Origin of the sequence: Rhodococcus sp. 05-2254-5 (genome assembly GCF_002258575.1) — a bacterium.
Taxonomy (GTDB): domain Bacteria; phylum Actinomycetota; class Actinomycetes; order Mycobacteriales; family Mycobacteriaceae; genus Rhodococcoides; species Rhodococcoides fascians.
Genome location: NZ_NOZG01000027.1, coordinates 98,379 through 121,512 on the forward strand (window position 1 = coordinate 98,379; position 23,134 = coordinate 121,512).

Annotated in this window: 18 protein-coding genes; 7 read left to right on the top strand and 11 right to left on the bottom strand. The window is 65.3% G+C overall.

Annotated features, from left to right (window positions below; translation table 11 throughout):
- Positions 1–119 precede the first annotated feature (119 nt).
- Positions 120–1,562 carry a purine-cytosine permease family protein gene (locus CH278_RS18415; protein WP_094622562.1) on the top strand — a complete coding sequence of 481 codons (1,443 nt, stop codon included), beginning with the start codon at positions 120–122 and terminating at the stop codon, positions 1,560–1,562.
- Complete coding sequence (locus CH278_RS18420; RefSeq protein WP_094622563.1) at positions 1,559–3,277, top strand: nitrilase-related carbon-nitrogen hydrolase; 1,719 nt, start codon at positions 1,559–1,561, stop codon at positions 3,275–3,277. Before CH278_RS18415 ends, CH278_RS18420 begins: the two co-directional genes overlap by 4 nt.
- Positions 3,278–3,379: 102 nt before the next feature.
- Here CH278_RS18420 and CH278_RS18425 read toward each other — a convergent pair whose 3' ends face one another.
- The gene (locus CH278_RS18425; protein ID WP_094622564.1) at positions 3,380–4,504 is read right to left on the bottom strand and encodes a DUF3068 domain-containing protein; all 1,125 of its coding nucleotides are present in this window, start codon (positions 4,502–4,504) and stop codon (positions 3,380–3,382) included.
- A gap of 167 nt (positions 4,505–4,671) precedes the next feature.
- Here CH278_RS18425 and CH278_RS18430 point away from each other — a divergent pair, with 167 nt between their 5' ends.
- Positions 4,672–5,817: an acyltransferase family protein gene (locus CH278_RS18430; protein ID WP_080966193.1), complete on the top strand. Its 1,146-nt coding sequence runs from the start codon at positions 4,672–4,674 to the stop codon at positions 5,815–5,817.
- Here the strand turns inward: CH278_RS18430 and CH278_RS18435 are convergent.
- From CH278_RS18435 to CH278_RS18445, 3 genes are all read right to left on the bottom strand, one after another.
- Positions 5,795–10,042, bottom strand: a complete 4,248-nt coding sequence (locus tag CH278_RS18435; RefSeq protein ID WP_094622565.1) for an alpha-(1->3)-arabinofuranosyltransferase — start codon at positions 10,040–10,042, stop codon at positions 5,795–5,797. The two genes, CH278_RS18430 and CH278_RS18435, sit on opposite strands and share 23 nt — an antisense overlap.
- 22 nt (positions 10,043–10,064) lie before the next feature.
- Positions 10,065–10,235 carry a DUF2613 domain-containing protein gene (locus CH278_RS18440; RefSeq protein WP_072692026.1) on the bottom strand — a complete coding sequence of 57 codons (171 nt, stop codon included), beginning with the start codon at positions 10,233–10,235 and terminating at the stop codon, positions 10,065–10,067.
- Positions 10,236–10,338: 103 nt separating this feature from the next.
- Positions 10,339–10,806, bottom strand: a complete 468-nt coding sequence (locus tag CH278_RS18445; RefSeq protein ID WP_027495380.1) for a universal stress protein — start codon at positions 10,804–10,806, stop codon at positions 10,339–10,341.
- A gap of 154 nt (positions 10,807–10,960) precedes the next feature.
- Here CH278_RS18445 and CH278_RS18450 point away from each other — a divergent pair, with 154 nt between their 5' ends.
- Entirely contained in the window at positions 10,961–12,136 is a 1,176-nt protein-coding gene (locus CH278_RS18450; RefSeq protein ID WP_032406059.1) for a glycoside hydrolase family 3 N-terminal domain-containing protein, read from the top strand.
- A 62-nt stretch (positions 12,137–12,198) separates the two neighbouring features.
- The gene (locus CH278_RS18455) at positions 12,199–12,801 is read left to right on the top strand and encodes a TetR/AcrR family transcriptional regulator (RefSeq protein ID WP_027495382.1); all 603 of its coding nucleotides are present in this window, start codon (positions 12,199–12,201) and stop codon (positions 12,799–12,801) included.
- Between the two features lie 83 nt (positions 12,802–12,884).
- On the opposite strand, the gene CH278_RS18460 is transcribed toward CH278_RS18455, so the two are convergent.
- Positions 12,885–13,742, bottom strand: coding sequence for a MaoC/PaaZ C-terminal domain-containing protein (locus CH278_RS18460; protein ID WP_032369490.1), 858 nt, complete (start codon positions 13,740–13,742; stop codon positions 12,885–12,887).
- The gene (locus CH278_RS18465; protein WP_032367092.1) at positions 13,739–15,085 is read right to left on the bottom strand and encodes a 3-oxoacyl-ACP reductase; all 1,347 of its coding nucleotides are present in this window, start codon (positions 15,083–15,085) and stop codon (positions 13,739–13,741) included. Before CH278_RS18465 ends, CH278_RS18460 begins: the two co-directional genes overlap by 4 nt.
- Positions 15,086–15,224: 139 nt before the next feature.
- Between CH278_RS18465 and CH278_RS18470 the strand changes: the two genes are divergently transcribed.
- Positions 15,225–16,523 (top strand): acetyl-CoA C-acetyltransferase, encoded by a 1,299-nt coding sequence (locus CH278_RS18470; RefSeq protein ID WP_032374814.1) that lies wholly within the window; start codon positions 15,225–15,227, stop codon positions 16,521–16,523.
- Positions 16,524–16,672: 149 nt separating this feature from the next.
- Here the strand turns inward: CH278_RS18470 and CH278_RS18475 are convergent, their stop codons facing one another.
- Genes CH278_RS18475 through CH278_RS18495 form a run of 5 tightly spaced genes read right to left on the bottom strand, consistent with a single transcriptional unit; the run spans position 16,673 to position 21,436 of the window.
- Entirely contained in the window at positions 16,673–17,992 is a 1,320-nt protein-coding gene (locus CH278_RS18475) for an ABC transporter substrate-binding protein (RefSeq protein WP_094622566.1), read from the bottom strand.
- The gene (locus CH278_RS18480) at positions 17,989–19,032 is read right to left on the bottom strand and encodes a branched-chain amino acid ABC transporter permease (RefSeq protein ID WP_032369486.1); all 1,044 of its coding nucleotides are present in this window, start codon (positions 19,030–19,032) and stop codon (positions 17,989–17,991) included. The genes CH278_RS18475 and CH278_RS18480 overlap by 4 nt, the downstream gene beginning before the upstream one ends.
- Position 19,033: 1 nt before the next feature.
- Positions 19,034–19,912, bottom strand: a complete 879-nt coding sequence (locus CH278_RS18485; RefSeq protein WP_032374817.1) for a branched-chain amino acid ABC transporter permease — start codon at positions 19,910–19,912, stop codon at positions 19,034–19,036.
- A 26-nt stretch (positions 19,913–19,938) separates the two neighbouring features.
- Complete coding sequence (locus CH278_RS18490; RefSeq protein ID WP_027495389.1) at positions 19,939–20,661, bottom strand: ABC transporter ATP-binding protein; 723 nt, start codon at positions 20,659–20,661, stop codon at positions 19,939–19,941.
- Positions 20,651–21,436, bottom strand: a complete 786-nt coding sequence (locus CH278_RS18495; protein WP_052073988.1) for an ABC transporter ATP-binding protein — start codon at positions 21,434–21,436, stop codon at positions 20,651–20,653. The genes CH278_RS18490 and CH278_RS18495 overlap by 11 nt, the downstream gene beginning before the upstream one ends.
- A 184-nt stretch (positions 21,437–21,620) precedes the next feature.
- Here CH278_RS18495 and CH278_RS18500 point away from each other — a divergent pair, with 184 nt between their 5' ends.
- Positions 21,621–22,925, top strand: coding sequence for a PucR family transcriptional regulator (locus tag CH278_RS18500; RefSeq protein ID WP_052053499.1), 1,305 nt, complete (start codon positions 21,621–21,623; stop codon positions 22,923–22,925).
- The last annotated feature ends 209 nt before the right edge of the window (positions 22,926–23,134 follow it).

Below are 23,134 nucleotides of genomic sequence, written 5' to 3' on the forward strand. Positions count from 1 at the left end.
TCGGCCGCTTTCGTGATCTCTTTTTAACATGTTTCATATTGCAATAGTGTCCACGGAAAGTATTGTTCCGATGCAGCGCAGCCAGCGCTCTCGCCGCGAACCGAAGTGGACACCCGTTCATGAACATGAAGAAATACTTCGAGGGGCCAGCGACCAGCCTCGACGATCAGATCGAAAGCTACGCAACCTCCCGAGTGCCCGACGACCAACGCTGGCGGCGGCCGGCGATCCTGCTGGTCCTCACCGGCAACGTGACCGCGATGTTCTGGTTCGCCCTCGGCGGCCAGATCGGGTTTCTGGTGGGATGGCCGATGTTCCTGATCCCCGTGGCGTACATGGTGATCGGTGCGACGCTCGTCGGCAGCCTCATCATGCGTATCGCCAGCCAAGAGGGTCTGTCGCTGCCACTGCTCACCCGCGGGCTCGGGTTCGGAACCAAGGGTTCTGCCGTCGCCTCGCTCGTCTACGCGGTCAACTACGTGTTCTACTTCATCTTCGAGGGCAGCATCGTCTCACACGGGCTCAGTGAGCTCGCGGGGATCGAGATCGACTCCGCCTGGGCCACAGTGGTATTCGCGCTGGTCGCACTCGTGGCGCTGTTCTTCTCCTGGCGCGGTATGCACTCGATGAACATTCTGCAGCGCTTCGGGATGCCGATCTTCCTGATCCTGTTCGCCGTCGGTATGTACATGCTCGCCAGCGGTTACGTACTCGTCGGGCCCGGCGAATGGGAAGCGACCGGAGGATTCACCGCCACCGCACTGTGGCAGGCCTTCAGCCTCGCGAACGGGCAGGTCGTGTTCCAAGCACTCATCGCCACCGACTACGGACGGTTCGTCAAGAAGAGCGTCAGCTATGTCGGAACGGCCGGACTGATGCTGGCAGAACTGCTGATGATCGTAGTCGTGATGATTCTCGGTGTGTTCCTCGGTTTCACGATGCTGCGTCATTTCACCGGAACCACTGCAACACCGGAACTCTCGGCCACCGACCCGGGACTGTACTTCGCCATCGTCATGGGTCTGCTCGGCGTGACCTTCGCGGTGGTCACCCAGGTCCGCATCAACGTCATGAACCTGTACTCCGGATCCCTGGCCCTGTCCAACGCGTGGGATGTGCTCTCGCCCAGGAAGGTCGGGCGTCAATGGTGGATGGTGGCGCTACTGGTGGTGGGCGTGCTGTGCTACCCCGTCAACATTCTGCAGTACACCGACAAATTCCTGGCCGTCACCGGCATCATGACCAACACGTGGATCTTCATTCTGCTCGCGGACTACTTCGTATGCAGAAGACTGCTCGGCCTGGCACCCCGCGACAACATCGAGTTCCGCGAAGGGCGAGTGCGCAATTGGAACCCCTGCGGCATCATCGCCATGGCAGCGGGCGTCGCGGTGGGCGGACTCGGCGTGTTCGGCCTCTACCCGTCGTATTACGCGTCGTTCATCGCCATGCTTCTCGGTCCTCTTCTCTACGTTCCGCTCACGATGGCAACCCGCGGACAGTTCTACGAACCACCGAAATCGAACGACCCCCTCATCGCCGAAAGGATTGTGGCGTCATGACATTCACTGCAGCGGCCGTCCAATTCGAGCCCACGCTGTTCGCCAAGGAATCGAACGTCGCCGCTCTGACTGACCTCGTGGAGAAGGCGGCCTCGGACGGAGCGCGCCTGATCACGACACCCGAGATGGCAACCACCGGCTACTGCTTCCACGACACCGAGGAAGCGGCAACCGTCGTCGAACAGATCCCCGGCCCCACCACCGAGACGTTCGCCGAGATCGCGTCCCGTCGTAACTGCTACATCGTCGTGGGCATGCCCGAAGTCGATGCGACGAGCGGATTGTTCTACAACAGTGCAGTTCTCATCGGTCCCGAGGGAATCGTCGGCACACACCGCAAGACGCATCCGTACATCGCCGAGCCCAAATGGGCGGCCCCGGGCGATCTCGGGCACCAGGTGTTCGAGACCCCGCTCGGTCGCATCGCACTGCTCATCTGCATGGATCTGCACTTCCTGGAGACGGCGCGTGTGGTTGCGCTTCAGGGTGCCGACGTGATCTGCCACATCAGCAACTGGCTCGCCGAACGCACTCCTGCCCCCTACTGGATCAGTCGGGCCTTCGAGAACAACTGCTACGTCATCGAGAGCAACCGCTGGGGTCTCGAACGAACCGTTCAGTTCAGCGGCGGCACCTGCATCATCGAACCCGACGGAAACGTGGCCGGTCGCCTCGACGTCGGTGACGGTATTGTCCTCGGCGACATCGACATTCGTCGCACACGAGAGGCCGGGCCCGTGCGCAGGCCGAATCTGTACCGTGAACTGCAGACCAACACGTACGCGTGGAACCCGCTCGATTTCTTCACCCTCTACGGACACTCGCCCTTACCGGCTGGGCGGACTTCGTCGGTGAGCGTCGTGCAATGCACTCCGGGGACGTCGATCGACGGCAATCTCGACGACATCGAGCAGTGGGCCGCCGGCCTCGCGGGCGCGAGCGATCTCATCGTGTTTCCCGAACTGTCCGTCACCGGGCCGGTCTCCGCGGATCGGCCGCCGCGCGAGGTCGGGGAGTCGATCGACGGGACGTCGCTCGCACGCGTCGTCGATATCGCTGCCCGGCATGGTGTTTCGATGGTCGTCGGTGTGGCCGAGCGCGACATCGGATCCGATCGGGTGTACAACTCCGCAGTGCTGGTTCAGCCGAACGGAACCTGCACGGCGTACCGCCAGATCCATCTGTCCGTCGAACACACCTCGCTGTTCGACGCGGGCGACCGCTGGACCGTCGTCGACCTTCCCGTCGGGAGAGTGGGAATGCTCGTCGGTCACGATGCACTGTTGCCGGAGACCGGCCGAATTCTGGCGCTGCGTGGCTGTGATCTGATCGTTTGCCCGGCCGCACTCGCCGGCACTTTCGTCGGCTCCCACCCGGGAACCGACATCCCTCATGCAGCAGAGATTCCCACCGGAGCCGATCCCACGCACTGGCATCACATGCGCGTCCGGGCAGGCGAGAACAACGTGTACTTCGCGTTCGCCAACACGATCGACACCGACCGCGGAATTGCCGGACACAGCGGAGTATTCGGGCCCGACACCTTCGCCTTCCCCCGAACCGAAGCCCTCGTCGACAGTGACGCACGGGGCCACGCGACCTGCGTCGTGGACACCACGAGCCTGGGTGGGGCGTACCCCACCAACGTCGTGCGCCGCAAAGACCTCGTACTGATGCGGCAACCACACCAGTACGGAATCCTCTCGACGGCCTGAGTGGCCGAAAACGCCAGTGGCGTGGTCATGTCCCCGCTGGGGCACACAACCACGCCACTGGCTATCTGGTCGTTCCGCAGGCTCCACTCCTGCGAAGCGCACTTACTCCTTGGAGAGGTTCGTCCTCGGAATCTCTTCCGTGCGATCGGTCGTCCAGTCGCGGTTCGGTGCGGCGCCGCCACTGGGGGTCGGGCGAGGACCGGCGTCGGTGCGGGCCGGCTGACGGTGTCCACCGTTGCCGCCGCCGCGCAGCAGCAGAACGACTCCGGCGATCAGCGAGATGACACCGAGGATGCCGGCGACGATCGGAACGGTGCGGCCGAAGAGCGACAGCTTGTCCTGTCCGTCCTTCGCCTGCTGGATCTGGTACTCGACGGTGTTCTCGTCGAACGTGATCGGGGCCTTCAGTACGTCGACCTCGGGACGGCCTGCCTCACGGCCGTAGTACTGGTGGATCTGCTCTTCGCCCTTGACGACGACGCCGGTCTCGGGCTCGACCCACAGGGTGCGGGTGTTCTCGTACCAGCGGGTCATCGTCACCGGTGCGGTTCCACCTTCGACGCCCCAGGTGTCGGCGGGCAGCGTGACCTTGTTGGTCGGCAGGTTCACCACGGTCGACAGGTCGACCGGTCCGACGGTCTGCTGGTACTGGTACACCGGCGTGCCGTTGATCTCGGTTTCCTCGACGAAGTCGATGTCCTTCGAGGCGCGCGCGTTGACGTCGAAGTACGGGTAGCTCTTCTGCTCGGCGTTGAACGGGAACTTGTACTGCAGACCGGTGTGGGCCACTTCCTCGGCCGGCTTGTCGCCTGCCACCTGAATGGTGCCGATCGGGCTTTCGACGGGCATCGAGGTCTTGCGATCGATGGTCACGCGGTCGACCGTGGCGGTCAGCAGTCCGGTGTCGGCCTGCTTGTCGGTGCGGCGCAACGTCTGTCCGGCCTGAAGAGTCATGATGTCGGCGTCGGAGGGATCCTCGACGGTGACGAATCGCTGTGAGGTCAGCGGAACGTTCTGATCGACCACGGCGCGACCGGCTGCCAGCGACCGCGCGTCGAGGACGCTTCCGGTGCCGGTGGAGACTGTGGTGACCTCGAGGTCGAGTGGAGTCTTCTCGAGCGCCGAGACGGTGTAGGTGGGGATGAGGATGGCGGCAACCACCAGAAATGCGCCCAAGCCGATGAGGAAAAGGGCCAATATCCGGCTCGGCCCTGAGCGCTCCGCCATGCTGAATCTCCTTAGTCGACCGCTTCACTGGAAGACACCGCAGGCGGGATCGTACGAATTCCCCGATGCGCTGCCCGATTTCTTACGACACGTCGCAGGTGACAGTAACAGTCGACAGTGGCACCGGTCTCGTCCATGCCGGTTCGACACGGCACACTTGAGCCACCATGAGCACTCGAGTCCACTCGGCGTCCGTCGTACCGTTGCGTGCCTTCGTGCCCGCTCTGGAGGGGATGCGGGCAGTTGCCGCGCTCGGCATCGTCGTCACCCACGTCGCATTCCAGACCGGGGCCGCCAATTCCCCGCTGATGGGCCGAGTCTGGGGCCGGTTCGATCTCACGGTGGCGATCTTCTTCGCGCTGTCGGGATTTCTGCTGTGGCGCCCGCATGCCGCGCAGGCCCGCGGACTCACGCAGGCGCAGCCCACTCGCCGCTACTTCTGGTCACGCGCAGTGCGCATCCTGCCCGCCTACTGGGTGGTCACGGTGCTCGTCCTGCTGTTTCTGCCGCACGCAGGCGGGGACTATCGGGTGTGGCTGGCCAACCTGTCGCTGACCCAGGTGTTCGTACCATTGACGCTGACCGAGGGCATGACGCAGATGTGGTCACTGTCGGTGGAGGTGGCGTTCTATCTGTTGCTGCCGCTGTTCGCCTGGCTGATGATCCGGCTTCGGGGATCGTCGGCGAGGTACCGGGTGTGGGTTCTGCTCGCTGCGTCCGCGGTGACGCTTTCCTGGGCGTTCATTCCGATCGCGACACCGGAAGCCATCCATCACGACAACTGGTTGCCCGGCTACTTCCCGTGGTTCGCCGCCGGCATGGTGCTTGCCGAAGTATCGGTCGGTCCGCAGATGTGGGTGCATCGTTGGGCGCGTCGCACATGGGTGATGCCCGCGATCGCGGTGACGGCATTCGTTCTGTCGGCGACGCCGCTGGCGGGCCCACAGGGATTGGTGCGGCCCGAGCCGTGGCAGTTCGAGCTCAAGATCGTCTTCGGTGCCGTGCTGGCGTTCGCGATGCTCTCGCCGTTGGTGCTGGCCGATTCCGGCCGCAGGCATCGGGTGTTCGAGCATCCGGTGATGCTGACCCTCGGCCGCTGGTCGTACGGGATCTTCATCTGGCACCTGGCCGTGCTCGCCGTCGTGTTCCCGGTGTTCGGCATCGTCCCCTTCTCCGGCGGCATGTGGTTCGTGCTGACGGTGACCCTGGCGCTCTCGATTCCGGTCGCTGCCGCGAGCTATGCGCTGGTGGAAGAGCCGGCCCGGCGCAGGTTCGCGCCGAAGAAGGCGGTCACGGCTTCCGCATCGCGCTGACGGCCAACGCGACGATGCCGATCAACGAGGCCAGCTGCACCGCGTAGGACCCGCCCACATATCCGTCGGCCGACCGCCACGGCCCGAGTGAGAGCAGCGCTGCTCCCAGCAGGGCGAATCCTCCTGCTGCGCAAACCGATACGCGAGACGTGAGCTCCGACCCGTAACGGCGGTTCAGCAGCGCCGAGCCGGCACCGAGAACCAGCACCGAGATCGCGCCGACGACGCCTGCCAGCACGATCGCCGCGCCGAGCAGCGCCGCGAACGCCACCGGGGTGCTACGCCAGGGTCTGGGCGCGGGGCCCGGATCGACGACGCCGCGAGGCCGTCGCAGCGCCGCGATCAGCAACGGAATCAACAGCAGTAGTCCGCCGAAGATCCCGAGTCGATACCAGCGGTCGGTGGTGAAATCCAACGACACCGTGCCCGACGCCCCGGCCGGGACGATCCAGGCCTGCTGCCAGCCGTCGACGACCACCGGGGTGAGTTCGGTCCCTCCGGGTGTGGTTGCCCGCCAGCCGCTGTTGTTGCTTTCGGGGATGACGAGCAGGCGATCCGAGGTGCTCGAGGTGAGGGTCACTTCGCGGTGATCGGGGCTCCATGCTGTGGTGCGCGCCGCCTGCGGTGCAGACGTGTCCGGCCACAACGCCGGAATGGGCATGGTGCGCAGTCGAAGCCCGTCGACGAAGAACGACGCTCCGGGTTCGACGACGATGTCCTGGCGTCCCTCGGGGAGCGACACGGGATTGACGAACTTTTCGTTGACCGGGATGTCCGCGTCGCAGACCGATGCGGGTAGAGCTGCGCCGGAACGGAATTGGTCTGCGGTCGCCGTCACCGAGGTGCGCACCGTCTGCCCCGCGATGGACACCAGGGGTCCGTCGAAGCAGTCGACCGTGATCTGCCGGTCACCGTCGTACGGCGGCCCGATCGGCTCACCGGCGGACAACGGTGTGACCTCGGCAAATCCGGGCGGTTGAGATTGGATGAAGCCCAACGAGTTTCGGTCGAGTACGCCGTCCCAGTCGACGATGGACAGCACGATCCTGTCGGTCACGTACGGTGCCAACGCGAGTGTCGTCGAACCGTCGGTATCCACATCGCGCACCATCGGACCGTTGCCCAGGTTCACTGCCACCCGCGTGGGGTGGGCAGGCAATGCGCCGAGGCTGGGGCTCAGCTCGAGGCCGTCCACCAGTGTCGGAGCGGGCAATTGGATGGTGAGAGTGGGGTCGGTGCCGGCTCGATCGGTGATCGACTTCTCCGGTGCCGTCCACGACGTACGCGGGTCGCCGTCGGTGGCGGCGAAGGCCGAACCGTCGAGGTCCGCGACGTCGGACGCCCCGCTCGCCAACGGCCGGCCGGGCTGGGCCAGCAGGGCCTCGAGCTCGGGGGACTGCCGTGTGCGTACCGTGAGGTCGGGGATCACCGCGGTGCCCATCGGGACGTCGATCGTGCGCGAGAAGCGGCCCAGTTCCTCCGGCGACTTGGACAGTCCACTGCTGCACCGGATTCGATCGTCGGTGTCCAGGCAACCGGAGCGGCCCGGAAATTCTTGGCCCAGCTCCCACGCGTCGACGCTCGCGCCCGCAGGAGTGGGCGGCAACACCGCGCGATGCACGATGGAGACCGGCTTCGGGTTGTCCCGGTCGGAGTAGTCGTCCACCGACACCTCGCTGATGCCGAACTGACTGCCCCGGGTGCCGTCGACCGTCGACTTCGCGGTGATGCGCAGCCACGGAGTTTCCCCACCGGGCAGCGACACCGTCATCGGGTCTCCCGGCTTGTCCACCCGGGCCGCCGTCGAGCCGTTCGGAGTGGTGACCTCGACCCACTTGACCGGGTCTCCGATCGTTCCCGGGCTGGTCCGCATGTGCAGCAGCCCGCCGCGCACCGGAGTATCGAAATCGAGTTGAAGCCATTGCCCCACAGCGCGTTCGATGCCGTTGCTGATCCAACCGGTGGCCAGGTCGCCGTCCACTGCGGCCGCTACCCCGCTGCCGGGCACACTGCCCCCGATCTGAGTCGCGTCCGACGCCGAACTCGACGCGGTCAACGTCGCGCCTTCCCACTCGGCGTCCACGGTCTGCGCCCCGTACACCGGATAATCGGGCACCTCGTTGAGCGAACGACGGGGCTCGTCGGCGGCCCGCAACGCGGAGTTGTGATTGTCCACCTGACCGAAGTCGGTCTCGCGATTCATCGGTGTGTCGGTCACCGTCACCGAATCGATGGGCAGGCCGGCAGCAGCTGCATCCGACGCCAACAGCGTCGGTCCGGCCGGAACGGGCAGGCGAACACCGTTGTTGCGCAACTCGTTCGATCGCAGAATCGACTCGGGGCCGCCCTGCACCACCGGCACTCGATCCACATCGACCGTGTACGGACCGGAGGCAGGTACGTCCGCTGCGGCATCGACCGCGTAGATCTCTACGGCCGGATACGGAGGCCGTAGATCGCCGTCCAGAACCACCCCGTCCACCTGACCGGGGGCCACGTCCTCGCCGAACTCTGCCACCTTCTCGAGCCCCGGCGAACCGTCGAGCACGCGGTGGACGGACGCCGGTCGGGTGGACCGCGAATCCTCCGGATCCAGGTCGTTGCGCACGACGACGTAGCTGATGCCCTGTCCCACAAGGGTGTCGGCCAAGCCGGTCGACGGCCTGCCGTCGGCGAAGAGTCGTTGCACCGAGTCGAGGGCGCGAATGGCACCGGGCGGCGTGAGCGGCACCGCATCTCGGACGGCCCAGGGCGTGGTCGCGAGAGCCTGCAACGGCTCGTCGCGCGTCAGGCCCCAAGTCTGCAGAGCGAACGGTGCGCCGGGCACGATCAGTGCACGCTGTGCGTCGGAACCATCGGGACTCGAGCCGGAGGCATGGGCGGTGAGCCAGTCCGCGGCGTCGTGCCAGTACTGCGGCACGGCCTCGTACGCACCGCGCGGCGCGAGCTTGCCCGTCCATGCCAGCGCCGTCGAGAGCGTCAGCGCCACCAGGACCAGCGCGGTCACCGCCATCATCGGGTGCTTCTCGGGATGCGCGACGGCCGCTCGCCACGTCGGCCGTGGAACCGAACCCGGCAGTGGAACCCGAGCCAGCAGATGAGCGAGGCCGAGTACCAACGGGATTCGGATGACCGGCTCTAGTTTGTGAATGTTGCGCAGAGGTGCGCCCGCGGAATCGAGGAACACTCGCACGGTTGCCGCGAACGGACCGTCGAGATCGCCGACGAACCCCGCGCCCAGGCCGACGAGGCCGACGAACAACATGATCGTCAATCGGCCACGGGCCGGCATCGAGCGCATCGCCAGACCCGCAATGCCTGCGGCCGCGATCAAGCCGGTCGCGATCACGGCAGCAGGCTGAGTCACCAGCACGGCGCCCGCCACCCGCTCGGGAGAGACGAACGGGGTCCAGCTGCCGGTACCGCGCAGCACCTCGGTCAGCGACGTCCATTGGGTCGTCGTGCCGGACGACTCGATGTAGTCGAGAAACGGCGGAGAGACCTTGCCCAGCAACAGCAGTGGGACGATCCACCACAGTGTCGCCAGCACCAGAAAGCCGGTCCACCAGGCCGCGAACACCAGCCAGCGGCGGTTCGGCCGGTGGCACAGCAGCCAGATGACGGCCACCAGAACGGCGGCGGCCGTCGCGACGGCATTGACCGCGCCCATCAACGCCACGGCCAGCGCCGATTGTGCCGCCGCACGCCGAACCGTATTTGTTGCGGACCGACTGTTCAGGCAACGAACGATGGGAACGAGCACCCACGGCGCGAGCATCATCGGCATCGTCTCCGAGGAGATCGACGCCAGAGTGGTGATCACCCTGGGGGACAGCACGAATGCTGTCGCTGCGATCAGACGGGAAGTGCGGCTGCCGACACCGAGTGCCTCGGCGAGCCGGACGATTCCCCAGAAGCCGGCGACGAGTAGCAGCGCCCACCAGATGCGCTGCGTGATCCACGGTGGGATCGACAGCAGATCACCGCCGGCGAAGAACGCCCCGTGCGGGAAGAAGTAGCCGTAGGCCTGATTCTGCACCTGGCCCAGCGGAGCGGCGCTGTTCCACTGATGCGAGGCGCGTTCGAGAAATCCGAGAGGGTTCTGCGCCAGGTCGTACTTGGTATCGGCGACGGTGAAGCCCGGGACCTGCAGAAACGTGAGCAGGAATGCGAGAGCGGAGACTCCGAAGAGCCAAATCCGACCGAGCGGCTCGGCCGAGATCAACGATCCACGTGAGCGACCAGCGTCAGCGGCTGCCGTACTCAACCTGGTTCAGCAAGGACGAGTCGGCGTTTCCGGTGCGATCGATGTCCGGCCGAGAGTTGTCTGCTGCACCGGCGGTGACTCCGAATACGACGCCGGCACCCAGTACGGCTCCGACGACGGCGGCAATGACACCCGGGACAGCGAACTTCATCTCGGTTCTCCAGTCAGTCGGCTCAGTGAAGCAGTGGGCGAGGTTGTCCCCCACGCGGGCATCACGGTATCACCTGCACCCTGTGAACCGGCCGGTGGACGCGTTACTTTCCGGGAGGAACGATCAGCACGGGTCGATGGCTGTGCCGCAGCACGTGCTCGGCCACCGAGCTCTGCAGTAGGGCCCGCAGCCCCGTGGTGCCTCTGGTGCCGGTGACGATGATGTCGACGTTCATCTCGTCGGCCTTCTCCACGATCGCGCTCCAGATGGCGGTGGTGCATTCGGTGCACTGGCCTTCCACCTTCAGGCCTGCGGCCTCGGCCAGGGCGACGCCCTCGCTGTTGGTCACCTTCGCATCGGTGAGAGCGACGTCCTCGGCCTCGTCGTCCGGCACCCACTCGGGCTGCATGACACCCGACAGACCTGACATCCGCGCTGCTTGACGCACCATCGGTTCCCAGGCCGTGACGACGATCGCGCGAGAGGTGGTGAGAAACCGTCCCGCATAGTCGATGGCTCGTTTGGCGTTGTCGGAACCGTCGTAGGCAATGAGTATGAGGTCAGCAGTCATGGTGGTGATTCTCCTCATGTCGCTTTCGTCCAGATTACCCCGCCCCCGCCCCGGATCAATGTGGGTTTCGGTCGCTCGGAGTGCAACAAAGTCGCATTGATCCCAACCGGAGGGCGGTCAGCAACACGCAACTTCTCGGCTACCGTCGTATTCCATGCGACTTCGGTTTTCGGTTCGGTCCGCTGCAGCAGTGACGGTCGGGGTGGGGTTGCTCGTCTCGTGTTCCAGTGAATCGTCGCAGGTGGCCTCGACGCAGTCGGCTCCGTCCTCGACGACGACCGCTCCGCAGACGACGGTCCCGCAGTCGACGCCTCCGCCGGCCGACGCGTGTGTCACCTTCGTCGACGGTCTGACCGAGCGACAACGTCTCGCTCAATTGCTCACCGTGGGCGTCACCGGAACGCAGGACGCGATTCGGATCATGTCCACCGAGCAGGTGGGCGGGATCTTCGTCGGCAGCTGGACCGACGAGTCGATGCTCGGTAACCGTGAGGTTCCGCAGGTGCTCGACGCGTCCGCGGTGGCACCGATGGTGACGATCGACGAAGAAGGCGGACGCGTGTCGCGGGTTGCCGATCTGTTGGGTGCGGCACCGTCGGCGCGGGAACTGGCGCAGACGATGTCGGTGGACGAGGCGTATCAGGAGGCCTTGACGCGAGGCCGGGGACTGAAGGATCTCGGCGTCACCGTCGACTTCGCGCCGGTTGTCGACGTCAGTGCTCAGCCCGATGATTCCGTCATCGGCGACCGCTCGTTCTCCGACGATCCGCAGGTCGTCATCGAGTACGCGGGGGCGTACGCGAAGGGGTTGAAGGATGCGGGTGTCGAGCCGGTCATCAAGCACTTTCCCGGGCACGGCTCGGGTTCGGGTGACTCGCACACCGGGGCCGTCACCACGCCGCCGCTCGACGAGCTGAAAGCCAAGGATCTGCTGCCGTTCGCCGCGCTCGACACTACCGGAGTGGGCGTCATGGTCGGCCACCTCGACGTGCCAGGACTGACCGACCCCGGTGTTCCCGCCAGCATCAGCCCTGCGGCCATGGCGTTGCTGCGCGACGGCGTCGGATACGGAGCGAAGCCCTTCGACGGTCCGATCTTCACCGACGACCTCAGTGGCATGGCGGCGATCACGGCCCGGCTCGGGATCGTCGACGCGGTCGAGTCGGCGTTGGTGGCCGGAGCCGATGTGGCGTTGTGGCTGACCACCGATCAGGTGCCGGCGGTGTTGGACAATCTGGAGGACGCAGTGGCGACGGGGCGCCTTCCCGCAGCCCAGGTGGACGAGGCGGCGGCGACGGTTGCCCGGTTCAAAGGGGCGTGCGGAGCCTGATCGGTCGTCGCTCGACCTTACTGTGGAGTAACGTCTAGTGCTTCGTACGTATTGGAGGATCCATGGCTGGCGGCACCAAGAGACTGCCCCGCGCCGTCCGCGAGCAGCAGATGCTCGACGCGGCAGTGGATGTGTTCTCCGACAACGGGTTTCACGAGACATCGATGGATTCGATCGCCAAGAAGGCGGCCATCTCGAAGCCGATGCTCTATCTGTACTACGGCTCGAAAGACGAGCTGTTCGCTGCGTGCATTCATCGTGAGGGCCTCAAGTTCGTCGAGGCCCTGACGCCCGCTGCAGACCCGACCCTGACGCCGCGCGAACAACTGCGCCGTGCGCTGGTCGGTTTTCTCGGCTTCGTCGGCGAGAACCGAAAGTCGTGGATGGTGCTCTACCGCCAGGCGATCGGTCAGCAGGCTTTCGCCTCGCAGGTGCAGAGCAGCCGAGACCGGTTGATCGAGCTGACCGCAGGTCTGCTGGCGATGAGTACCCGAGACCCGGAACAGTCACAGAACTTCGGGCTGATGGCCGTAGCGCTGGTCGGGGCCGGTGAGGCCGTGGCCGACCGCGTGGCAGGCGGAGAAATCGAGGTCGACGCGGCAGCGGACCTCCTGGAAAACCTGGCGTGGCGCGGACTCGCCGGCAAGAAAACTGCCACAACCTAGGCTGCCGCCACCTACACAGCCGAACTCGAAGTTATGGACGGAAATCCGAGGAAATCCGTCCATAACTTCGAGTTCGAGCCAACTCAGCGCAGGGTTCCCGTCAGATGCGGGTAACCCTTCTTCGGGTTCTTCAGTGACAGGTCCCAGCCGGTACCGACGGCATCGGCGTAGGCATTGATCGTCGCGGGCAGGATGATCGGCTTGCCGAATCGGATGCTGTACTTCACGGCCTCCGGGATGCGGCCTTCGACCGTCTGCAGTACCGCTGCAGCACTCCACATTCCGTGTGCGATGGTCTTCGGGAAGCCGAAAGCCTTTGCACCGAGCGAGGATACGTGGATCGGGTTGCGGTCTCCGGAGATGGCCGCGTACCGGCTGATGATCCGCTGATCGACGCGCAGGGTGCGGGTCGGGGGCGGCGGTACCTCGTCTGCAGGCGGTGTTTCACGGGGTCCACCCGAGAGCGAGGTCTTCTGCAGGCTCAGGAAGCTCGAGGTCTGCTTCCAGACCAGTTCGCGTCCCACCTTGACCTCGCTGATCAGGTCGACCAGCAAGCCCTTGCGGTGCTCGCGCAGATTCTCCGCGTGCACTCGAATATCCAGCGGCTCCGATGCCGAGATGCCGCGGAACTGCTCGATGACGTTCTCGGCGTGCACCGAACCGATGGCGGCGAACGGAAAGCCCTTGGACACCATCAGTTTCATCACTGTCGGGAACACAAGCGTGAACGGGTAGGTGATCGGGAGTTGATCGCCGAATCGCAGCCCCGTCGCGCGGCAGTAGCCGGCCAGGTTGTCCTGGTCCACTCGCAGGCCCTTGAGCTCGAACACGGTGCTGGGCACCGTCTTCGACTTGGACCCGAGGAAGGGCAAGGCACCCAGTGCAGCCGAGGTGTAGATCTGGGACGTCTTCGGCTGCTCGGTGAGCGTGACGGTGCTCATGCGCCGAGGAGGCTCTGGCCGCACACGCGCACGACCTGCCCGGTGACGGCGTTGGATGCGGGAGAAGCGAAGTAGGAGACCAACTCCGCGACGTCGACGGTCTCGCCGCCCTGCAGCAGCGAGCTCATGCGCCGTCCGGCCTCGCGGGTGGCGAACGGGATGGCCGCCGTCATCGCGGTCTCGATGAAGCCGGGAGCAACCGCGTTGATGGTGATGTTCTTCTTCGCGAGCACCGGTGCGGAGGCGTGCACCAGGCCGATGACGCCGGCCTTGGAGGTGCCGTAGTTGGTCTGGCCGCGGTTGCCAGCGATACCGGCGATGGACGAGACGTCGACGACGCGGCCGCCGTCCTTGAGCGCGCCCGAGGCCACCAGCTCGTCGGTAATACGCTGCGGCGCAGCGAGATTGACGCCGATGACGGAGTTCCAGCGGGCGTCGTCCATGTTCGCGAGGGTCTTGTCGCGGGTGATGCCGGCGTTGTGCACGATGATGTCGGCACCGCCGTGGCGCTCGAGCAGGTGCTTCGAGAGGACCTGGCCGGCGTCGGGCGAGGTGACGTCGAGGGCCAGCGAGGTACCGCCGACCTTGTTGGCCGTCTGCGAGAGTGCTTCTCCCGCTGCGGGAATGTCTGCGGCGATGACGGTGGCTCCGTCACGGGCGAGAACCTCGGCGATGGTGGCACCGATGCCGCGGGCAGCGCCGGTGACGACGGCGACCTTGCCGGCGAGCGGCTTGTCCCACGAGGCCGGTGCCTGCGAGTCGGCGTCGCCGACGACGATGACCTGGCCGTCGACGAAGGCGGACTTGGCCGACAGCAGGAAGCGCAGGGTGGATTCGAGGCCGGAGAGTCCGGTCGACGCGTTGGGGGAGATGTAGACGAGCTGAGCCGTCGCGCCGCGCTTGACCTCTTTGCCCACGCTGCGGGTGAAGCCTTCGAGGGCGCGCTGCGCGATGTGCTCGTCGACGCTCGACGTTTCTTCGGGGGTGGTGCCGATGACGACGACGCGAGCCGAGGGTGCCAGGTTGCGGATGACCGGCTGGAAGAACTTGAAGAGCTGCTCGAGCTCGGCGACGTTACCGATGCCGGTGGCGTCGAACACCAATCCGCCGTGCTTGTCGTCGTGCGGCTGCGACTGCGGGTAGTCCGAGAGCAGCTCACGCAGCGGCTCGACGAGGCGGCCGTTGCCGCCGATCAGGACCGGTCCGGCCAGTGGCGGCTCGCCTGCCTTGTAGCGGCGCAGCTTCTCGGGCTGCGGCAGGCCGGCCTGCTTGGCGATGAAGGCTCCCGGCGCGGACGCGAGGAACGTTGAGTAGAGATCTGGGGCTCCCTTGGAGGCTGCCACTGTCGTACCTTTCATTCAGCGCTGCTCGCTCTGAGGGCGAGGCGCACGACCGGGTGTCGACAACCAACTTACTCGCCAGTAAGATGAAACTCCACCAGGGCCATTCCCCACATGCTGGGGACGATGTTTGGAGACGTCAGTGACAAGCAAGCAGCTACGACCGGTCGCAATCGTCGGTGGCAACCGCATTCCGTTCGCGCGTTCGGACAAGAAGTACGCGCTGGCGTCCAACCAGGACATGCTCACCGCCACCATCGACGGTCTCGTCGCCCGTTTCGGTCTGCAGGGCGAGCGTCTCGGTCTCGTCGCAGCCGGTGCCGTGCTCAAGCATTCGCGGGACTTCAACCTCACCCGTGAGGTCGTGCTCGGCAGCGCGCTGAGCCCGTACACCCCGGCATTCGACATCCAGCAGGCCTGCGGTACCGGTCTGCAGTCGATCATCGCCGTCGGCGACGCCATCGCCTCGGGCCGGATCGACGCCGGTATCGGCGGCGGCGTGGACACGACGTCCGACGCTCCGATCGGCGTCAACGACGAACTGCGCGAGTTCCTGCTCTCGCTCAACCGGGCGAAGAGCACCACCGCTCGCCTCAAGCTGCTCGGCAACGTCCGTCCCGGCATGCTCGGCATCGAGATCCCCCGCAACGGTGAGCCGCGTACCGGCCTGTCGATGGGTGATCACGCCGCCATCACCGCGAAGGAATTCGGTATCCGCCGCGAGGACCAGGACGAACTGGCCGCAGCGAGCCACCACAACATGGCGGCCGCATACGACCGTGGATTCTTCGACGACCTGGTGACGCCGTTCCTCGGCCTGACCCGCGACGACAACCTGCGTCCGGGATCGACCGTCGAGAAGCTGGCCACCCTCAAGCCGGTCTTCGGAACCAAGCTGGGCGACGCCACCATGACGGCCGGCAACTCGACTCCGCTGACCGACGGCGCGTCGGCTGCGCTGCTGTCGAGCGACGAATGGGCTGCCGAGCGCAACCTGCCGGTGCTGGCGCACCTCGTCGATTCCGAGACCGCCGCCGTCGATTACATCCACGGCAACGGATCGTTCAAGGACGGCCTGCTGATGGCCCCGACGTACGCGATTCCGCGTCTGCTCGCCCGCAACGGTCTGACGTTGCAGGACTTCGACTACTACGAGATTCACGAAGCATTCGCCTCGGTGGTGCTCGCGACGCTGCAGGCGTTCGAGAGCGATGCGTACTGCAAGGAGCGTCTGGGACTCGACGGTGCGCTCGGTTCCATCGACCGCAGCAAGCTCAACGTCAACGGGTCCTCGCTCGCCGCGGGCCACCCGTTCGCCGCGACCGGTGGACGCATCGTCGCATCGCTGGCGAAGATGCTGGCCGAGAAGGGTTCGGGCCGCGGCCTGATCTCGATCTGCGCGGCCGGTGGCCAGGGCGTCACCGCCATCATCGAGCGCTGATCACCGCAGCTTCGGCTGCTCCCCGATACGGGGACACGATCTGGGGGTCACAGGGTCGGCGGATCCGGCAAACGAGGGGTTTTCGGATCTGCTGATCACAACGTCGAAAAGGCACGCAGAGCTCGCTCTGCGTGCCTTTTCGTATTCGGTCAGCCGGGTATGCCGCTCTCCGGCGGAGTCGATTCGTCCCCGGTGTATTCCTCCACTGCCGAGTCTCCGATGTCGGTCTGCAACACGGGAGTCAGATACTCGGGTACACCTCCACGGATCTGGAAGACACTGGCTCCGGAGATTCCGAGGTGGCTTTCGTCGGAGTATCGGAACGGGGCCAGCTGCGGGCCTTGGAAGTCCATTCCGCCGTCCTGGATCGCGGAGACGATGCCCTCACGGGTGGGGTTCTCGCCGGCCGCCTGAAGTGCCTGTACGAACGCGTACGCCTGGCTGAGTCCGTAGATGCGGTAGTTGGTCAGTGGGTCACCTGTTCCGTTCTGAGCCCAGACCTTCTGCCACAGTTGCGTCCACGGATTCTCGGGGGAGTCGACGCCGGGGATGTATTCGAGCGAAATCATGCCTTCGAGGGACTGGGCACCGTTGGTGACCGCGCCCTGGGAGAAGCGTCCGAGCAGAGAACCGACCAGGTCGACGTCGGAGCCGATCGAACTGTAGAACCACTCGGGATCGTAGTTGAGCCGCATCGCGGTCAGTTGGCTCAGTGCGGTGTACGACGGGACGTTGAAGCCGAGCACGAGGTCGGCTCCGGCACCCTGTAGAGCGGCGATCTGTGGTGCGACATCGGTGTTGCCGGAGGTGTAGCGCACGACCTCGACGATCTGGTCGTCGAGATACTGGCGTACCGCGGCTTCGCTGTCCCTGCCGAGATCGTCGTCCTGGAGGAACAGCCCGACCTTGGCGTCGGGCCGGTTCTTCGTCACCCAGTCGCCGATGATCTTGCCCTCGACCTGGTAGTCGGGCTGCCAGCCGAAGGTATTCGGGTACTTCTCGGGGTCGTTGCCCCACATGATGGCGCCGGAGGAGACGAAGAGATCCGGCACACCCTCCTCGTTCAGGAAGTCGATGACTGCGCTGTGCGTCGCCGTGCCGAGTCCACCGACGACGGCGAACACTTCGTCCTGGAGGACGAGTTCGTTGACGACCTGGGTGGTGGTCGTCGGGTCATAGGAGTCGTCACGAACGACGTACTCGATCTGCCTGCCCTTGACGCCGCCCGCGGCATTGACGTAGTCGAAGTAAGCCTTTGCGCCCGTGGGTATTTCGCTGTATCCCGGTGCTGCGACCCCGGTCAGGGGGAAGTGGGCTCCGATCTTCACCGAGGTGTCGGTGATGCCGATCGTCGAACCTTCCGAGGATTCTGTTGCCTCGTCTCTACCGCCTGCACCGCACGCTGCGGCCAACGAGACGACGGCGACGAGTGCGGTCGTTCTGACCGCCACCGATCCGAACTTCTTCATTTCATCTCTTTTCTGGTTGAACGCAACCTTCGAAACGTGCCCACCAGACCCAGTGGGGCGAACAGGATGACCAGGACGGTGAAGATGCCGGTCACCAGTGGTGCGAGTTCGGCGGATTGCAGACTGCTCAGCCCCAGATCGAGCCCGAGGTTGGTGACCACCGGTGGGATGTAGGTGAGCAGCAGCGCCCCGATCAGTGCCCCGGACAGAGTGCCGAGCCCGCCGATGACGACGGCGGAGAGCAATGTCAGGGAGAGCGTCAGAGTGAACCCGCTCGGGGCCGCGATCCGCGCCGACATCGCGAGGACGGCACCTCCGGCACCCGCGCATGCGGCGCTGACGACGAACGCCAGGATGCGTGCCCGCCCGAGATCGATCCCGGACAGCTCGGCGGCTACTTCGTCGTCCCGAACGGCCCGCCAGCGACGGCCGATCCGGCTCGACGAGACGTTCGCCAACAGGAAGAACACGACGACGAGCAGCACCCAGCTGACGTAGGCGACGAATTTGGTTCCGCTGAGCTCGTTTCCGGTGACGAAGAACATCATGTCGTCGATCAGGTCCGGCACTTTAGGAGCCGGGACGACGAGACCCTGTTCACCGCCGAGGTAGTCCGAGAAGTACAGAGCCAGTCCCGGTACGGCGACGGCGAGCGCCAGCGTCGCACCGGCCAGGTACGGGCCGTGCAGTCGGGCGGCGGCCACTCCCACGACCACGCCCACCAGGGCAGAGATCACGGTGGCGGCCAGTAGTACGAGGGGCACCGACCATCCGGAATCGTTGGCCCGCAGCATCAATGCCGCGGTGTACGCACCGACGGCCATGAACGCACCGTGCCCGAGTGAGAGCTGCCCGCTCAGACCGGTCAGCACGGTCAATCCGCCGGCTGCGATCGCCAGGTACGCGACCGAGGTCAGCTGACTCTGACGGAAGGTGCTCAGTGATTCGAGCGCCAGCACGATGACGACGAGTCCGATGACAGCGCAGAGGAAGTGGCGTCGTACCGGGGTGGCCGTGATTCGAGTGAGAGTTGCGTTCACGTCATACCCTCCTGGCTGCTGCGCTGGCGAACAACCCGCTCGGGCGGACGAGGAGAACGACGATCAGAATGATCAACGCCGCGCTCGACACGAGGTCCTGGCCGAGGTAGCCGCTGACGAAACTGAGCCCGACTCCCATCAGCAGGCCTCCGACCACTGCGCCTGCCGGGCTGTCGAGACCGCCGAGAACGGCTGCGACGAAACCGAAGACGACGATCGAGTCCATGTACCCGGGGTGCACCAGCGAGCCACCGGCAATGAGCAGCCCGGCCAGCGATCCGACGACTGCGGCCAAAGCCCAACCGAGCGTGAGCATTCGACTCACCCGGACTCCGAGCAGCTTGGCCACCTCCTGCTCGAATGCGCTGGCGCGCATCTTCAGTCCCAGATCGGTGAACCGGAACAGCAGAATCAGCAAGCCCAGGACCACGAGAACGGCGACGATCTTGAACACGTCGTATCCGGTCAGGGCCACGTTGATCTCCCCGACCTTCTGGCCGGTGAGACCGAACGGTGCTGGGAACGAACGAAATTGGTTCCCGAAGATGATGGCCGCAACCGCGTGGATGATGATGAACAACCCGAGCGTCAGAATCACCGGGTTGATGTGCGAGGAGCTGTCGACGAACCGAATGACGAGTCGTTCGATCAACGCTCCCAACAGCAGTCCGCTGAGCAGCGCGACTCCGAAGCCCAACCAGTACGAGTAACCGGCGTCGATGACGACCAGTGCGACGTACGTGGTGATCATGGCCATCGGTGCCTGGGCGAAGTTGACGATGCGGGTCGATCGCCAGATGAGGACGAGAGCGAGGGCGAACGCGGCATAGACCATGCCTGTCGTCACGCCGTTGATGAGGATGGTGAGCAGTTGTTGCACTGTGGCTGGCGTCCTTTCGGCTTGCTCTAGAACCCGAGATAGGCGTGTCGGAGGGCGTCGTCCCCGGCCAAGGTGTCGGCCGGGCCTTCCACCGCGACCTTGCCCAGATCGAGGACGACGGCATGTTCGGCGATGGACAGTGCACTGCGCGCGTTCTGTTCGACGAGCACGACGGTCATCGATTCTGAATCGACGAGTGCGCGCAGCGTTTCGAAGATCTGTGCGGCGACTTTCGGAGCCAACCCGAGCGACGGTTCGTCGAGGAGGAGAACCGACGGTGTTGCCATCAGTGCTCGACCGATCACCAACATCTGCCGTTCTCCGCCCGACAGCGTGTGCGCCGACGAGGTTCGGCGTCCGGTCAGCGGCGGGAACATGTCGTAGATCCGATCGAGGGTCACGGCGTCGTGACTTCTGTTGCGTCCCAACGCACCGAGGCGAAGGTTCTCGTCGACGGTCAATTCTGCTATCACGCCCCGGCCTTCGGGCACGTGTGCAAGCCCTTTACGGGACATGCGATCCGGAGGTATGCCGACGATGTCGACGCCGGCGAGCTCGATGCGTCCCGACGTCGGCTTCAGGAGGCCGGAGACAGTGCGCAGCAGCGTGGTCTTTCCGGCACCGTTCGCTCCGAGTACGGCGGTGATCGTGCCCGCGGTGACGGTCATCGACACCGAATCGAGGGCGGTGACCGGCCCGTAGTGCACGGTGAGGTCGGTGATCTTCAGGTGTGTCGCGTCAGTTGTCATGTGCCACCTCGTTTCCGAGATATGCGGCCAGTACGGCCGGATCCTCGCGAATCCGATCCGGTGTGCCCTGGGCGATGACCTTGCCGAAGTCGAGGACGTAGATCCGGTCGCACACGGTCATGACGAGGTCCATGTGGTGTTCGACGAGCATGACCGATGTTGCCGGTCGGTCCGGCTGGGAATCCTTGTTTGCTGATGTGAGAGAGCGGATCTCGTCACCGAGTTCGCTCATTTCGTCGTTGGACAGGCCCGAGGCGGGTTCGTCGAGCAGGATCAACGACGGTTCGCTCACCAGCGCGCGCGCGAGGGCCACGCGCTTGCGCACCGCGTAGGGCAGGCTCGGTGGCAGCCGGTGCGCGTAGCCGTCGATGCGCAGTCGTTCCAGGGTGTTCATCGCGGTCGAGCGGACCGCCGCGTCGTCGGCCGCGCTCGAGGGAAGGCCCAGGAGGCCGCTGAGGATTCCGGTGCGTGCCGTTCGGTCGGCCCCGACCATGACGTTGTCCAGCACGGTCATTCGATCGAACAGGCCCAGTCCCTGCAGCGTTCGGCTCATACCGAGCCGGGGCAGGTCGTGTGGGCGCAGGCGGCTCAAGGTTTCGCCGTGTCTGCCCAGGGTTCCCGATTGGGGTCGAACGAGACCGCACGCAACGTTGAACAGTGTGGTCTTGCCTGCCCCGTTGGGTCCGATGACGCCGAGGACTTCGCCGGGGCGCACCTCGATGGTCACTCCGGAGAGCGCGACGATGCCGCCGAAGGACACGTCGACGTCCGTCATGGTGAGGACCGGATCCATCGTGTCGAGAGAGTTCAAGTGATGCACCTCACAATCTGTTGGGTCCACTATGGGGCGTCCAGCACAACGCGCGGTATGGGCGCTCCGCACAGAATGTTTGGGTGTCTGGGCACCAGTAACGGTCAAATCACCCTGTGATGTGGGCTCTGTGCGCAAAAATGGGCGGATGGCTTCTCCCGGGGTGCGTCGCGCGACGTCGCGATCCGCTGCGCGCGGCGCTGTGAAGCCCTCCGACCAGGAGAAGATTCGCGGTGCGTGGGCCGCGCTGTTGCCGCGGGCGGACGCGATTGCCGACTCGATCACGCTGGCGCTGATAGAGCAGGAACCCGCCTACCTGGCAAGCACCACTCCTGACATCGCCGGCGAAATTCGTCGCAGTACTCGCGCGCATATCAGCCAGGGCCTACGCACACTGTCCGGTCTTGCGGCCGCGGGCGACAACGCCCGAGAGGTATGGCGTCGCACCGGGAGAGAGCGTGCGCGCCAAGGTATTCCGATGGAGTTGGTGCTGAAGGCGTATACGCTCGGGAGTCGGACGCTGTGGGAAGAGTTGATGCTCGAGCGTGAACAATGCAGATCCGTGATCGACGAGCATCTACTGCTCGTCGCCGGTCAGCAGTTGTGGAGAGCGCTGGACAGTCAGTACGAAACTCTCGTCGAGGCGTACCGCCAGGAGAGCGCGCGTATGCAGCAGCGTGATCTCGCCAATGTGCTGGTGATCTTGGACGGTCTCCGGTCGGGCCGAGGCGGCGATCCGGCTTTCGTGATCGAGGCCCGCGCGACCCTTGGCCTTTCGGCCTCACAGCAGATCGCCTGCGTGGTCGGCCCGCTCGACGATCAGGGGTCGCCTCCGCTCCCCGCGCCCGAGGACGCGATGGACCAGATCGGCGCAGTGTCCCACTGGAACACTCGGGACGGGCACCAATTCGCGCTCGTGGCACTCGGGACCGGATCGTGGAGATCGGTCATCGACGCCCTAGCCGCGCGGGCGGTCGGCCCGGTCGGTGTCGCGCATTCGCCCGAGGGCGTGGCGTCGTTCGCTGCGGCGTATCGCCTGGCGGCACTGACGGCCGAGACCATCACCGAAGACAGTGGCGTCGCGTTGGCGACGGACCGACTGCCGAGGGTGATCATGGCCGCCGACGATCAGTCGTCGGAACTGTTGGTTCGCCATGCGCTCGGCGCGCTGTTCACACACCCGGAGCCCCACCGAGAAACGTTGCTCGACACGTTGGCGCACATGCTCGCTTCGGACGGTTCGCCCACCAACGCTGCGAAGGCGCTCTACTGCCATCGCAACACCGTCATCTACAGGGTGCGTCGAATCGAGGAGTTGACCGGGCGTGATCTGACGGATGCACGCGACCGGCTCCTGCTCACTCTTGCGCTGGTCAGGACGGGACATTGGGCGCGGGCCGTGGAGCAGGACGACGGTTCGACGACCCACGGTTCATTCAATCGAATGAAATGACGATGGCAATTCCGAACTCGCTGTAACGAGTGGTTGAAGTCTGCATATATTCCGTGTGGCTCCGTACTGCTGCCTGACCCCCGACCCGGCAGCAGTGCGGGGCCTTTTGCGTACGGCGCACGCGAGGGTCTCGGAACGAGCGGTGCTGTGCGGTTTGCGTAAGCTCGTCCGCGGGGTACGCCGCGCAGCAGGCCGGAATATGAATCGAC